The 14388-nt window shown below is 63.5% G+C and carries 14 protein-coding genes; 3 read left to right on the top strand and 11 right to left on the bottom strand.

Annotated features, from left to right (window positions below):
- Positions 1-73: 73 nt before the first annotated feature.
- Complete coding sequence (spoVB, locus tag PQG80_RS18240) at positions 74-1672, top strand: stage V sporulation protein B (protein WP_271752868.1); 1599 nt, start codon at positions 74-76, stop codon at positions 1670-1672.
- Between the two features lie 10 nt (positions 1673-1682).
- On the opposite strand, the gene PQG80_RS18235 is transcribed toward spoVB, so the two are convergent.
- Positions 1683-2372 (bottom strand): DUF421 domain-containing protein, encoded by a 690-nt coding sequence (locus tag PQG80_RS18235; protein ID WP_271752867.1) that lies wholly within the window; start codon positions 2370-2372, stop codon positions 1683-1685.
- Positions 2373-2546: 174 nt separating this feature from the next.
- Between PQG80_RS18235 and PQG80_RS18230 the strand changes: the two genes are divergently transcribed.
- Both PQG80_RS18230 and PQG80_RS18225 read left to right on the top strand, forming a co-directional pair.
- A complete protein-coding gene (locus PQG80_RS18230; RefSeq protein ID WP_271752866.1) occupies positions 2547-2954 on the top strand; it encodes a TIGR04086 family membrane protein in 408 nt (135 codons plus the stop codon).
- A gap of 82 nt (positions 2955-3036) precedes the next feature.
- Positions 3037-3906, top strand: a complete 870-nt coding sequence (locus PQG80_RS18225; RefSeq protein ID WP_271752865.1) for a phosphatase PAP2 family protein — start codon at positions 3037-3039, stop codon at positions 3904-3906.
- A gap of 91 nt (positions 3907-3997) precedes the next feature.
- On the opposite strand, the gene yajC is transcribed toward PQG80_RS18225, so the two are convergent.
- The 10 genes from yajC to PQG80_RS18175 form a co-directional block, all read right to left on the bottom strand.
- The gene (gene yajC, locus PQG80_RS18220; RefSeq protein ID WP_271752864.1) at positions 3998-4306 is read right to left on the bottom strand and encodes a preprotein translocase subunit YajC; all 309 of its coding nucleotides are present in this window, start codon (positions 4304-4306) and stop codon (positions 3998-4000) included.
- A 30-nt stretch (positions 4307-4336) separates the two neighbouring features.
- The gene (gene tgt / locus PQG80_RS18215; RefSeq protein WP_271752863.1) at positions 4337-5473 is read right to left on the bottom strand and encodes a tRNA guanosine(34) transglycosylase Tgt; all 1137 of its coding nucleotides are present in this window, start codon (positions 5471-5473) and stop codon (positions 4337-4339) included.
- Positions 5474-5508: 35 nt separating this feature from the next.
- Positions 5509-6558, bottom strand: coding sequence for a tRNA preQ1(34) S-adenosylmethionine ribosyltransferase-isomerase QueA (queA, locus tag PQG80_RS18210; protein WP_271752862.1), 1050 nt, complete (start codon positions 6556-6558; stop codon positions 5509-5511).
- Positions 6555-8660 carry a SpoIID/LytB domain-containing protein gene (locus PQG80_RS18205; RefSeq protein WP_271752861.1) on the bottom strand — a complete coding sequence of 702 codons (2106 nt, stop codon included), beginning with the start codon at positions 8658-8660 and terminating at the stop codon, positions 6555-6557. The genes queA and PQG80_RS18205 overlap by 4 nt, the downstream gene beginning before the upstream one ends.
- A gap of 27 nt (positions 8661-8687) precedes the next feature.
- On the bottom strand, positions 8688-9131 hold the full coding sequence (locus PQG80_RS18200) for a thiol-disulfide oxidoreductase DCC family protein (RefSeq protein ID WP_271752860.1): 444 nt from the start codon (positions 9129-9131) through the stop codon (positions 8688-8690).
- The gene (gene ruvB, locus PQG80_RS18195; RefSeq protein ID WP_271752859.1) at positions 9128-10135 is read right to left on the bottom strand and encodes a Holliday junction branch migration DNA helicase RuvB; all 1008 of its coding nucleotides are present in this window, start codon (positions 10133-10135) and stop codon (positions 9128-9130) included. Before ruvB ends, PQG80_RS18200 begins: the two co-directional genes overlap by 4 nt.
- Positions 10136-10165: 30 nt before the next feature.
- Positions 10166-10783, bottom strand: coding sequence for a Holliday junction branch migration protein RuvA (gene ruvA / locus PQG80_RS18190; protein ID WP_271752858.1), 618 nt, complete (start codon positions 10781-10783; stop codon positions 10166-10168).
- Positions 10780-11283: a crossover junction endodeoxyribonuclease RuvC gene (ruvC, locus tag PQG80_RS18185; protein ID WP_271752857.1), complete on the bottom strand. Its 504-nt coding sequence runs from the start codon at positions 11281-11283 to the stop codon at positions 10780-10782. Before ruvC ends, ruvA begins: the two co-directional genes overlap by 4 nt.
- Before the next feature lie 174 nt (positions 11284-11457).
- The gene (locus PQG80_RS18180; protein ID WP_271752856.1) at positions 11458-12132 is read right to left on the bottom strand and encodes a BofC C-terminal domain-containing protein; all 675 of its coding nucleotides are present in this window, start codon (positions 12130-12132) and stop codon (positions 11458-11460) included.
- A gap of 92 nt (positions 12133-12224) precedes the next feature.
- Positions 12225-14267 carry a LysM peptidoglycan-binding domain-containing protein gene (locus tag PQG80_RS18175; protein ID WP_271752855.1) on the bottom strand — a complete coding sequence of 681 codons (2043 nt, stop codon included), beginning with the start codon at positions 14265-14267 and terminating at the stop codon, positions 12225-12227.
- Positions 14268-14388: the final 121 nt, after the last annotated feature.

Below are 14388 nucleotides of genomic sequence, written 5' to 3'. Positions count from 1 at the left end.
GGCATGTTTGCGGACAGCCCCCGCATATGAATGAAAGGTAGGACGAACCGAAGAGCGAAGGATGGGATGAACCTTGTCGCCGCGCAAACAAACCTTTATTCAAGGAGCCATGATCCTGCTCGCCGCCGGTTTGCTGAACCGATTGCTCGGCTTCGTGCCCCGGATCGCGATGCCGCGGCTGATCGGCGCAGAAGGCGTCGGGCTCGTCCAGCTCGTCTTTCCGTTCTTTATCGTCGTGCTGACGATCATTACGGGCGGCCTGCCGCTCGCCGTAGCCAAGCTCGTCGCCGCCGCGGATTCACGCGGGGACGCGGACGAAGCCGTCCGCATCCGGCGCACGGCCATGACGATCGCGCTGTCTGCGAGCCTGGTCGTCTGCGGGTTGTGCCTCGCGCTCTCGGACTGGATCTCCTCCAGCTTGATGACCGACCCCCGCGTGCATACCGCGTTCCTGGCCATCATCCCCATCATCCCGCTGGTCGCGGTCTCCGCCATCTGGCGGGGTTACTTCCAGGGCAAGCAGGACATGCTGCCGACCGCGGTCTCCCAGACGGTCGAGACCGTGGTGCGCATCGCGCTGTCGTTAACCCTCGCCTTCGTGTTCTTGCCTTGGGGACTCGAAGCGGCGGCGGCAGGCGCGATGATCGGAACCGGCGCGGGCGAACTGGCGGGCCTTGCAGCCCTATGGCTGCATCTGCGCGGCGAACGCCGACGCCGGGCCATCCTTCAGTCCTCTGCTGAAATAGACGATACGTCCGTCAGTGAAGGCGGGGGTATCTACGCCGAGACCTACCCGGGTAGCCGGATACGCGCTCTTTTCAGAATCGCCGTACCCGTCACGGGCAGCCGCATGATCGGCTCTTTATCCTATTTGTTCGAATCGATCCTGACGACGCGCGCCCTCATCGCGGCCGGACTCGGTACCGCTGCCGCCACGGCGCAGTACGGCATCTTGCAGGGCATGGTCATCCCGCTGCTGCTGCTGCCCGGCTCTCTTACCTTTTCGCTCGCGACGTCGCTCGTCCCCTCGCTCTCCGAGGCGGCGGCCAGGGGCGACCGCTCCGCCATTCAAAAACGGCTTCATCAGTCCATTCGGCTGGCGGTCGTCACCGGCGCGCCGTTCATCATCCTGATGGCGCTGTTCGGCCGTCCGCTATGCGGGCTCATCTATGGAGATCCCGAACCCGGCGCTCTGCTCAGCCTGCTGGCGCCCGCAGCCGTTTTCCTGTACATGCAAGCGCCCCTGCAGGCCGCCCTCCAGGCGCTCGATCGTCCCGGCACGGCGCTGTTCAACACATTCGCGGGAGCATTGGTGAAGCTGGTCCTGATCGTACAGCTGGCTTCGAATCCCGAGCTGGGCATCCGCGGCGTCGTCATCGCCATCGGGGCCAACATGGCGCTCGTCACGCTGCTGAACTGGATCAGCGTCGTCCGGCTGACCGGCGTCCGGATACTGCCCGCCGACTTCCTCAAGATCGGGGCCGCGATGACCGTCATGGGCGCCGTCGCGCTCTGGATCTGGAACGCGGGACGGCTTCCGGGCGTATGGCTGGACCTGCTCGCCGCGGGTGTCGTATCGATCGTCGTCTACATGCTCCTGCTCGTCGCGATGCGGCTTGTAGACAGGCATGACGCGGCCAGAATTCCGATTATGGGACGCTTTTTCAAGTGACGCTTCGCCGCTATTTTCGTCGATTGATGTATAGGCGCCCCTTATGATCCATGCTGCAGAAGGCGACCTGCTTAAAGTCCTTGACGCCTTCCTTGCGTAGCTCCTGCCGGAGCCAGAACCGGTTTTTGCCGATGCGCTCCAGACTGTCGTCCTGAACGAGCCCGTCCATGATGAGGGGCAGGGGGAGCAGTCCATACCGGATCTTCGGCTTGGCCGACTCCCCCCGAGAATCTGCTGCGTCCTGCTTTTTCTTGTCCGCTACGATGACGGAGAGCTTCCCCGACGATTCGAGCACCGCCAACTCGACGTCCGCGACATGGTCGATCCTGTTCTCGCGCAGCTGCATCATTAGATCGTCCAGGCTGTATCGCTGCTTCTTCATTTCTTTCCAATTCAAATCGCCTTGGCTTATGATGACGCTCGGCTTGCCTTCGAACCAGAGGCGAAGACGGCGGTTTTTCAGCGTAATATTGGATACGATCAGCTGCGCGACGACCAGCACGGCCATCGGAGCGACCGCATGGAGCACCGGAGGATGCGGCGACTCGATCGCGATGACCGCGATCTCCGCGATCATGATCGAGATGACGAGATCGAAGACGGACAGCTTGCCGATCTCGCGCTTGCCCATCATGCGCAGGATGACGTATACGAATAAGTACATGAGCAGCGTCCGTAACATGATCACCGTCAATTCCACATCCGTACCTCCCTTGCCGGACATCGGAGCCGGTCCCGCGTGTGTAGTCTCACCGTGGCCCGTGCGCCCGATACGGATGCGCCTATCGGAAATTATCGGCATTCCGAAGTACTAGCGGCGCGTACAAGCCCATACAATGGTACAAATCGCTTGAATGTAAAGGAGTGCATCGATATGAATTCCGTTCGCGTATCCGGCATTCGCATCGCATCGCCCGTGGTCGCGGGTCTCGTATGGGCTTTTATCTGGCTCGGCCTCGGCACGCTCGCCCTGTCGGTATTGCTGTATAGTTCGTCATTGCCGGAGACGAAGCTCCTATCGTGGGTATTCGGCGTCCACGGCGCTTCCTGCCTCGCCGGAGGCTTTACGGCCGCCAAGCGTTCCGGCAGGCGGGGCTGGTACATCGGCGCCTTCACCGGGTTGCTCTACACCCTTGCCGTCGTGCTGATCGGCTTCCTGTCCCAGGATATCGGCGTCGACTCCCGCATGGGACTCCTTGGACTGGTCGCCGCGCTCGCCGGCGCCTTCGGCGGCATGCTGGGCGTGAACGCGGGCTCGAACGGCGGCACGAGACGACTGTAAAATAAAACGCATGCCCCCGTTAGAAAATCGCCGATTGTGCTATACTGATACAATTGATTTCTAGCGACGGGGAGCGAGCGAATTGATCGTATTCGGCAGCATGAAAACCCTATCCGCGCTGACGGCCGTCGCCGTGGCGCTTCTCGTATGGTACGGCACGTCGAGGCAGCCGTTCGCGGCTGCTTTCGTCTTCGTCCGCAGGCTCGCCGGCTCCCCCAAGCTTCTGGCCTTTTTCCTTTCGCTACTGTTCATCATGGCGCTCAACAAGCTCGAGCTGCGTCTTGAAGCCGTCTTTCCCCCAGCCCGCGATCTCACCGAAGCCGTCGCGGGCTGGGAGGGCAGCTGGCAGGGCGATCTTCAGCGGCTGCTGGAGGCCCCTTGGCTCACGCTCGTCTGCGCGTTTTTCTACTTGGTCGTCTTTCAAGGATTTATGGTCGCCTCTCTGATCGTCTATGTTCGAGCGGGCAATTATAAGCTTTATTACGCCCTATGCGCGGCGCTGCTGTTAAACTACTTGATCGCGGTTCCTTTTTATTTGCTGGTACCCGTGCACGAGGCTTGGTCCGTTTCCGCTCAGATTCGATTTCTGATGCTCGACGTTTTTCCAAGCTTCGAGACGCAGTATCGTCATTTGTCCGGACTGGACAACTGCTTCCCGAGCTTGCATACGTCGATCTCGACGACGATGGCGCTGCTGGCGATGCGCTCCGGCAGCAGGCGCTGGGCGGTAATCGGCGCCGTCAACGCACTCGTCATCCTCTTTTCCATCTTCTATCTGGGCATTCACTGGGCGACCGATATGTTCGCAGGTATGGCCTTGGCCATTCTCGTCGTCGCCGTCGGACTCCGGGTCGGCGACTGGGCGGATCGCTCGTCCGCGATGCCCGGGCGGAGAGGCCGACAGCAGACCAAGCTGAAGAAGCTGACCCCGTCGCGTTCGACGGAATCCTAAGGCCGCTATCGCTATAATGAAAAGACAAGCCCTCAAGGTCTCGCGACTTTGAGGGCTTGTCTTCGGTTGGGTTCTCTTGGCAACGGTATCGTTACTCGCTCTTAGGTTCCGTCGTGCGCGCCGTCACATTGTTAATCGCGGAGCGGTCGAACGTGAGACGCGTCACGTCGTTGACCTTGAGCACGATCGTGTCGTCCGTAATCTCGGCGATCGTGCCGTGCAGCCCGCCGATCGTCGTGACCTTGTCGCCCTTGGAGAGGGCCCGAAGCATGGAGTTGCGGTTCTTCGATTTCTTCTGCTGCGGACGGATAAGCAGGAAGTAGAACACGACGAACATCAGTAGAAACGGTGCCAGGGACATCAGCAAATTGCTGCCTCCCTCGGCTTCAGCTAACCACATGGATAAAACCTCCCTTCGTACTTTTGATAATCAGAAGCCGCTCTCGTTGGTCGCCATGCCGTATGCTTCGAAGAACTCGTCGCGGAAGTCTCCGAGACGGTCCTCGCGGATCGCCTGGCGCACCTGGTTCATGAGATTCACGAGGAAATGCAAATTGTGGATCGTCGTCAGCCGAAGTCCGAACATCTCGTCCGCGCGGATCAGATGCCTGACGTACGCGCGCGAATAGTTCCGGCAAGCATAGCAGTCGCACGCCGGATCGAGCGGACCGAAGTCCTCCGCGTACTTGGCGTTCTTGACGACGACGCGGCCTTCGCTCGTCATGAGCGTGCCGTTGCGGGCGATCCGGGTCGGGAGCACGCAATCGAACATGTCCACGCCGCGGATGCTGCCCTCGACGAGCGCGTCGGGCGAGCCGACGCCCATCAGGTAGCGCGGCTTGTTCGAAGGGAGCAGCGGCACGGTGTGCTCGAGCACCTCGTACATGATCTCCTTGGATTCGCCTACGCTGAGGCCTCCAATAGCATAGCCCGGAAAATCCAGGGAAGTCAAATCCGCCGCGCTCTGCGCGCGAAGGTCCTTGTGCATGCCTCCCTGTACGATCGCGAAAAGCCCTTGGTCGTGCGGCCGCGCATGCGCTTTGAGGCATCGCTCGGCCCACCGGCTCGTGCGCTCCGTCGATTGCTTGACGTACGAATACTCGGCGGGGTAAGGCGGACATTCGTCGAACGCCATCATGATGTCCGGCCCGAGCGCGTTCTGGACCGCAGTCGCGACCTCCGGGGACAGGAACAGCTTGTCGCCGTTCAGATGCGAGCGGAACGTGACGCCCTCCTCGGTGATCTTGCGCATCTGCGCCAGCGAGAACACCTGGAAGCCGCCGCTGTCCGTCAGAATCGGGCGGTCCCAGTTCATCATCTTGTGCAAGCCGCCCGCCGCGCGGACGAGCTCGTGGCCCGGCCTGACGAACAGGTGGTACGTATTGCTCAGGATGATCTGGGCGTTCAGCGCCTTGAGCTCCTCCGGGCTGACGCCCTTGACGGTCGCCTGCGTCCCGACCGGCATGAACGTAGGCGTGTCGATGACGCCATGCGGCGTATGGACGCGTCCGAGCCTCGCGCCCGTCTGGGCGCAGGTCTTGATCAGTTCGTAAGTAATGGCAGGCATAGGTTCTCGATCGGTCCCTTCTGTAGTCAATGCGCCTAGGTGATGAACATGGCATCGCCGAAGCTAAAAAAACGGTACTCGGCGGAGACGGCTTCGCGATAGGCCGATAAGACCGCTTCCCTGCCGGCAAGCGCGCTGACCAACATGACCAGCGTCGACTTGGGCAGATGGAAGTTCGTGAGGAGCGCGGAGACGAGGCGGAATTCGTATCCCGGATAAATAAAAATGCCGGTCCATCCGCTGCTAGCCTCAATCGGGCGATCGCCGTACCGCTGCCCGAGCGTCTCGAGCGTCCGCGCAGACGTCGTGCCGACCGCAACGATTCGCGTGCCTTCGCGCCTGGCCCGGTTCAGCAGCTCCGCGTTCGACGCATCGATGCCGTACCATTCCTCGTGCATCTTGTGCTCAAGCACATTGTCTACGGACACCGGACGGAAGGTGCCGAGGCCGACATGCAGCGTGACGCGGCATACGCGTACCCCTCGCGTCTCGAGCTCCCGCAGGAAGTCGCCGGTAAAATGCAGGCCGGCCGTCGGCGCCGCCGCCGAGCCCTCATTCTGCGCATACACCGTCTGATAGCGGTCCCGGTCGTTCAGCCTCTCCTTGATATAGGGCGGGAGAGGCATCTCGCCGAGCCGATCGAGAATTTCGTTGAAAATGCCTTCATACTGAAAACGGATCGTGCGCGCGCCCATTTCGCCTTCTTCTTCTACGACGGCCGCCAGCAACGGTTTCATCGAATCTTCCGATTCGCCGAAATGAAGCACGGCGCCCTGATGAAGCTTTTTGCCGGGGCGGACGAGGGCCTCCCAGCGGTCGTCCCCCAGCTGCTTGAGGAGCAGCAGCTCGGCCTTCGCGCCCGTGTCCGCCTTGCGTCCGAACAGCCGCGCAGGAATGACCTTCGTATCGTTCAGGACGAGCGTATCTCCCGGTACCAGATAATCCGCCAGGTCCCTGAACGAACGGTGCTCGACCTGTCCTCCGTCCTTATGCAGCACGAGGAGCCGGGAAGCCGTTCGGTCGGCCAGCGGCGTCTGGGCGATCAACGCCTCGGGCAGTTCAAAATCGTAATCCCCGACATTCATGAAGCGCCATCCTTCTCGATCTTGATATCCTTGTAATAGTATTGCAGAATCCGCTGGTAGTCATACCCTTGCTCCGCTAGCCCTCTTGCGCCCCACTGGGACATGCCCAGGCCATGACCGTAGCCGGTGCCCGCGATGATGAATTGGGGCGCCGCGGAGAGGGCCCGCGCTTGCCCCGAGCCGTTCATGACGATCGCGCCGCCCGCCGCGTCGAGAGAGCGCGCGGCGCCGTCGGCGCCGAGCACCTGCAGCGCGCCCGCGCCGTCCGGCACTTCGCGGATCGCCCCGTCCGCGCCGGCGATCGTCGCCCGCGCGGTCTCTTCGATCCGGAACAGCGTGCTCTTGACGCCGCCGAGCGCGCTGCGCCAGCTGTCTCCGTAGAGCTGCACGGTCGTCCCGTTCGCCTTGAGACGGACCGCTCTGCCCGATGCGCCGGCCTCGGACACCTCGAGCGTGCGCAGCGGCCCCTGAATCTTGTTCTTGTCGGACAGCTTGGCGTTGATCGTCGACAATAGCTTGTCCGCCGCTAGCGGTCCTTCGACCCATGCGTTGTTCGTATACTCCGGCGTCTTGCCCAGCGACAGCACGAGCGTGTCCGCATCGACAGAGGCAAGCGGCTGCACGTCGTTCTGGACACGAGGACTCGGGCGTACTTGCGCATTGTCGGCCGTCACGGACAGCATGGACAATCCGGCTTCGTTCTTATGCCCCTTGTCTGCCAGCAGGTCGCTGCGGATGTAGCCGACCGTGCCCGAATCGAGCGCGACGCGGTACCAGTCGAGCTTGCCCTTCTGGATGCCGTCGTCCGGACTCACTACGGCCCCCGCATAATAAGGAATCGCATTGCCGGCGTACTCGAGCGGATCCGCCGTGACGCCGCCCGCGCTGGCGCCGAACATCGCGGTGATGATCTTGCCGCCGTAGGTCATGACCTCTCCCGCCGTCGCGTCGACGCCCGCGATGGAGTTCGCGTTTTCCGAGCCGAGACCGTTGTACGCCTGGCTGTAAGTATTGTCGACCACATCCGCGATCTGGTAGGAAACGCCTCCGGCCAGCGCGTAGGAACGTGCCGCTACCGCCTGCGCCTTCTGCGCCTCGGGCGGCCAGCTCGAGCCGACCTCGGCGCCGACGACGGAATACAGATAAGGTTCGAGCCCGACGACGTTGACGACGGCCAGATTGTTGTTCAACACGCTGATCTGGATGCTGCCGCGATATTTGTTTTTGCTTCGTTCGACGACCTGGATGCCGCCCGCGCCCTGGATGTCGGCCTGCAGTACGCCGCCGCCAGCGGCAGGCAAGGCATAGAGAGGCGCTGACGCCGAGGCAGAGCCCGTATAAGTGACGTCATCCCGGATGACCGCGTACGGCGTCCCTGCCGCCGGCTCCAGAACGCTGAAGCCGGCAGCGGCTACGGCGGCCTGGACCTTCGACAGCTCTGCTTGGCTGGCCGCTTGGCCGACGCGCACCGCGTACGCGGCGCCGCCCGTCGACGGCTTCAAGGCCACGAAGGCGTCGAAGCCCGCATTGCCCAGCTGCGCGGCGGCGGCCGAAGCTTCGCCGGCGCTCGCGTATGGGCCGGCCTCGACCGCGTACGGTCCAGCCGCGAACGGCGGTGTCAGCGACTTCTGGCCGCCGGCCGCAGTCGCCCACTTGGACAACGCGGACTGCGCGGCCGACGCCGAGCTGTATACGCCCTCCGTCACCTGATAGACGGTCTTGCCTTTCTTGGTGAGCTTGGTGATAAATCCTGCTTTGGAGCCGGCCTGGATTTTCTTCAGCACGGTCTGCGCGGCCGCGAAGTCCTCCGTCTCCAGCACCATCGCCCGATAGGCGTCTACTGCGAACCGTACCGTGCCGCCAGCGGCAGGGTAGTCCGATTGACCTTGGCCGCCCGTCCATGACAATCCGAGTCCGCCGGCGGACACGAGGGTCACGACCGGCGTGGTCGACTGGTACTTGGACCCGAGGTCCAGGAACAGGGCGACGCGGATCGTATCGGGCACCGTGACCGCATCCGCGGCCGAACCGCCGGCTCCCGTCCAGGCGAGCATTACGGCGGCCGCGGCGGCGAGCGCGACACGACGATTAGTAGTTATCATGACGTTCCTCCGTATCTGTATCTTCGATCAAGGTTTGAAGTCGATCCTGCAGCTCCCGTCCTTGCAGCTCTCGCTTCTGCCGAACAGACGATAACGATACTTCGCGATGAGCCGGTATGCGGCCCGGCTGATTCCCCGCAGCCCCGGCAGGCTGCCGAGCCTGCCCAGCCAGGCCAGCCTCGGCACGTCCCTGAGCAGCAACATCACGGCTTCCGAGCCGCCGGTCACGGTGCCGCCGGTCTCGTCCTTCACCAGCATCTGAGACAGATGCCCCGCATCCTTGTCGGTCGCGCCGGACGCGGCCTCCGCGGCAAGCTCAGCCGAAGCCGTCTGCAGCGGCACGAAGCGCAGCTCGGATCTCGTGCGCAGCCGCTTCATCCGCGCCACCGCCGACAGACAGAGATTGCACTCGCCATCGTAGTAGACCGTCAGGACGCGCCGCGCCGGACTCCCGGCTTCCTTGCCGCTCAAGCGCGCTGCTCCGGCTCGGGCAAGCCCAGATGGCGGTAGGCCGCCGACGTGGCCACCCGGCCGCGAGGCGTGCGCTGCAAAAATCCGATCTGCAGCAGGTAAGGCTCGTATACGTCCTCGATCGTCTGGCTCTCCTCGCCGATCGACGCCGCGATCGTGTCCACGCCTACAGGCCCCCCGCGATAGCGGGCGATCATGGCGTGCAGGAGCTTGTGGTCGATCGCGTCCAGCCCCATCGGATCGACCTGCAGCCGCTCGAGCGACTCGTGCGCCAGCTGCTCCGTTATGATGCCGTCCCCGCGCACCTGCGCGTAGTCCCGCACCCGCTTGAGCAGCCGGTTGGCGATGCGCGGCGTGCCGCGCGCGCGCCGCGCGATCTCCCGCGACGCGTCGCCGATGATGTCCACGCCGAGCAGGTCGCTCGTCCGCGACACGATGAATGCGAGCTCGTCCTCGGTGTAGAACTCCAGCCGGCTCACGACGCCGAAGCGGTCGCGCAGCGGCGCGGACAGAAGCCCCGCCCTCGTCGTCGCGCCGATGAGCGTGAACTTCGGCAGGTCGAGACGCACCGACCGCGCGCTCGGCCCCTTGCCGATGACGAAGTCAAGCGCGAAGTCTTCCATCGCCGGGTACAACACTTCTTCGACCGTCCTATGCAGCCGGTGAATCTCGTCGATGAACAGCACGTCGTTCTCCTGCAGATTGGTCAGGATCGCGGCCAGGTCGCCGGGGCGCTCGATCGCCGGGCCGCTGGTCGTCCGGATGCTCACGCCCAGCTCGTTGGCGATGATGTTCGAGAGCGTCGTCTTGCCGAGACCCGGCGGCCCGTAGAGCAGCACGTGATCGAGCGCTTCCTGCCTGAGCTTGGCCGCTTCGATGTAAATCTTCATGTTGTCCTTGACTTGCGACTGGCCGATATATTCGTTCAGATAACGCGGACGCAGGCTCAGCTCCGCCTGCCGGTCCTCCATCATCAAATGAGCGGTCACGATACGGTCTTCCACCCGTGCGTCCTCCTCTCCCGCCTCTTGCTCTTAACCCGTAAACAGCTGCTGAAGCGCAAGCTTCATCAGAACGTCCGGCGAATCCTCCGCCTTGATCCGGTCCTTAAGCGCCGTCCATGCATTGTCCAGCTCCGCGTCCCGGTAGCCCAGTCCGGCCAACGCTTCTCTCGCAGCGGTCCAGGACGCGTGTCCGTCGTCCGGCAGCGATAGACGCTCGGCGGCAGGCAAGCCTAGGCCGGCCGCCTCGTACGCCGATCCCAGCTTATCCTTCAAGTCCAGCACCATCCGCTGCGCCGTCTTTTTGCCGATGCCGGGCAGCTTCGTCAGGAACGTCAGATTCTCCTGCTGGATGGCCGCGACGACCGACTCCGGCCGACCGCCGGCCAGCACGCCGAGCGCGACGCGAGGACCGATGCCGGACACCTCCAGCAGCTTGCGGAACAAGCTCTGCTCGTCTCTCGTCGTGAATCCGAACAACTGGATCGCGTCCTCGCGGACATGGTGGTGAATGAACAGCTGTACTTGCTCCTCGCTTCTCGCCAATCCGTACGGATTGGGCGTGAATACCCTGTATCCCACGTCCCGCACGTCGAGCACCACGTACTCCAGCTCCACGTGCGTTATGTAACCTTTCAAATAATCGATCACCGGCGCGTCGCTCCGTTCATCATTTGACTCATGCCGCTGGCGTGCGCGTGGCAGATCGCGACGGCCAGCGCGTCCGCCACGTCGTCCGGCTTGGGCGCGCTCGCCAGTCCAAGCAGGCGCTTGACCATCTCCTGCACCTGCTTCTTCTCCGCGCCGCCGTAGCCGACGACGGACTGCTTCACCTGCATCGGCGTATACTCGCCGATCGGGATGCCCCGCTGCGCGGCAGCCAGCATGAGCACGCCGCGCGCCTGGCCGACGCTGAACGCGTTGGTCACGTTTTTGTTGAAAAACAGCTTTTCGACGGCTACCGTCTCCGGCTGATACTGGTCCAGAAGCTTGCAGGACGCCTCGTAAATCTGCTGAAGCCTGACCTCCTGGGCCGTGTCCGGCGTCGTCTGGATGCTCCCGAACTGCACCGGCACGAGACGATGCCCGATCTTGTCGATGAATCCGAATCCCATGATGGCAATGCCGGGGTCGATTCCCAATACCCGCATGAGGGCTCCCCGCTTCCTGTTTCTACTGACAGACTACTTGATTATACCATTCGAAGACGGGCATGAGAACAGAAAGCCGAACAGAACAAGAATATAAAAAAGCGCCCGGGCAAACGCTCAAGCGCTTCATGTGCTGCTTGGTTCCGCAACCTGCCTTGGCCTCGGCCGCCGCGGTCACCGAGGCATCCGGTCGCCCTCCTGCCTGTCGGCGAATTCGCCGAGCCGCTTCACGACCTGCCGATAGTCGCCGTCGTCCCCGATTGGCATGCCCTCGCGAAGCTTGCGCAGCTCATCGGGCGACATCCCGCTCTCCATTGCTTTAACGTCCATGTGGAAAAAGGTCCGAATGACCTTGTCCTTGCGGACGGGACCGTCGAACAGCGAGAGATTGCCGCCGCTGTCGAGGCCGATACGCGCCGAAGCCTTGCAGGCGGCGGACAGATCGTCTACGGATTCCCGCATGACGATCTTGTCCGCCTCCGCCAGCGACGCGGTCCAGTCGCGATGCGCCTTCAGCAGCGCCATCGCCTCCGACGAGGAGAACGACCCAAGCCGCCGGGTCTCCTCCCCGCACACGTACATCCGCCGCAGCACGACTTCCACCTTGCCTTCCCGGGCGGCCAGCGCGGCGATGGCCCGGCCCCGCTCCGACGCGGGCTCCTCGAAGGAGACGAGCGAGGCACGCTTGTCCAGCCATACGGCTTCGGCTTCCGTCATAGCCGGCGCCGGGCCGCCGGCGCGCTCCAGCAGCGGCTTCGCGGCCGCCATCGCGGCTGCCGCAGTCAGCACGGCGGCAGCCCACGCACCCAGGGACCAGACATGACGTTTGTTGCGCTTCAACCGCTTCATCCATTGACGCATCCGACTTGCGAGCACCGGGATCCCTTCTTTTCGGTTTTTCCCTAGTGTGGTCCCGGTCTCCGAGGGTTATGCATCAAAGCTTACCATTTGATCCAAGGGAGGCTCTTCCTGCTCTTCGGAGCGGAAGCGACGCGCACCTGCGCCTTGCCGGCCGAAGAGGAAGCGACTCGCTTCGACGCGCCGGAGCCGGCGTTACCCTGGCGCTGCGCGCCGGTGCGGGACGCCTTGGCGACGCCGATTCGCGGCTTGGCATCGGGTACGGAGAACTCGGACTCCGGGTCGGCTTCGCCGTCGAAGCCATCCTCTGCGGAAGCCCGCTCCGCTCCGTTGCCGTTCGACGCGTAGGCCAGATCCCTGCTCGCATCCCTGTTGATGTCCCCGTACTCGGCGCCGTTCAACGGATATTGAACGAATTCGAAGCCGTCGCGGTAGGGGGCGGAGTAGCCGCCTGCGTACGGCTGCGCGCCGTAGCCGCCGTTCGGCGCGAATCGCTGGTCGTGGCCATAACCGTAACCGTATGGGCTGGCTGCGGGCGCGGTCGCCGCCGGCGATACGACGCCCGCCGCATAGCCGGATGCGGGAGACAGGGCCGTCTGCGCAGGCAGCATGCCGCCCGGATAACCGTATGCGGACGTCTGCGCTGGCGATACGGCTGAGGCCGGGTAGACCGGGGAGCCCGCGCACGGATGACAGTTGGACGGTCCCCATCCGACCGGTAAGCCTCCGAGGCCGCCGAGTTGGCCGGGGATGCCGCCTTCAAGCCCCCCTAGCTGTCCTGGGATCCCGCCTTCGAGGCCGCCCAGATGACCGGGAATGCCGCCCGCCAAGCCGCCCAGATGCCCGTAGTAACCCGGCAGGCCGCCTTCCAGACCTCCTAGCTGTCCGGGAATGCCGCCTTGCAGACCTCCAAGCTGTCCAGGGATGCCCCCTTCAAGCCCGCCGAGATGGCCCTGAAGGCCGCCAGTAAGCCCGCCAAGATGCCCGGGGATGCCGCCTTCAAGCCCCCCCAGCTGTCCTGGGATCCCGCCTTCCAATCCGCCAAGATGGCCGGGGATGCCGCCTTCCAGGCCGCCGATATGCCCCGGATAGGCGGGTATGCCGCCGATTAGCGGACCGATTCCTTCTGCGCACGGCGCGCAGCCATAGGGCTGCATGGACGCCGGCGAGAGAGCCGTCCCGTATCCGTAGCCTTGAACCGATGCCGGACTCGTCGCGCCATACCCTTGCGGATACAGGCTCGCAGGGCTGACGGCTGCTTGCTGCGCCGGACTCGCCGTGGACCCGTACCCGCCGTACCCGCCGTATCCGCCGTATCCGCCGACTGCCGGCAGCGCAGTCGAGGGCGATACGGCTGGTTGCGCATAACCATGTGCCGCTACAGGGTGCGCTGCGGCTTCTTGCGCGTAACCGTACGACGCTGCGGGCTGAGCCGCGGCTTCCACGGCTGGCTGCGGCATTTGAAGGAAAAGGTCGGTCGTATGTTCGTAGGTCGTGAGGTAGACGGGGTAGGACTCGTGCGCGACTGGAGGAGCGGGCGGCATCGGCACGGGCATCTGAATTTCGACGGGCGCCACGACTTGCGGCGGCGGCGCGGGTACGGGCATCGGAGCGGTGCTAGGCTTTTCCGGCATGACGGCCGTGCTAGGCTTTTCCGGCATCACAGCCGTGCCAGGCTGTTCCGTCGAACCTGGCAGGACCGCGGTATTCGGCTTCTCTCCCGCTGCCGGCATGACCGCGGTACTCGGCTTGCCGGAGTGATCGTGGTGGTGCATGCCTTCCATCGAGCCGGAGCCTGGAGCCGGCAGCTTCGGGATATGGACGATCTGACCGGTCATGAGCGCGCTAGGATTGACGATCTGCGGATTGGCCGCGATCAAGTCGGCGAGCGGCACTTGATAGGCTTTCGACAGTTTCCACATAGTGTCGCCTTGCTTGATCGTGTAATCCTCGGCGATCTCGTACTGCATCTGGCCCGGCTTCGGTATGCGGATCTTGGCGCCCACCGCGATCTCGTCCGGATTCTCGATATCCGTGTTGGCGGCGATCAGCTCGTCAAGCGACAAGCCGTATTTCTTAGCCAAGTTGTACAGCGTGTCTCCGCTTTTGGCGATATGGATCTTCACTCGGTTCCCTCCCGGTGCTGGACTCTCGCGTGCGGGCTGCCGCCCCGCGCAATCCTTACATCCTATGCAGGAACTGGGCGTTTGACATCCCTCCGGCAAAAAAACATAGGCGAACCGGAAA

Source organism: Cohnella rhizoplanae (genome assembly GCF_948329515.1).
GTDB lineage: Bacteria > Bacillota > Bacilli > Paenibacillales > Paenibacillaceae > Cohnella > Cohnella rhizoplanae.
Note: the sequence above shows the minus strand (reverse complement) of the source record. Positions and strands in the feature narration are given on the sequence as shown.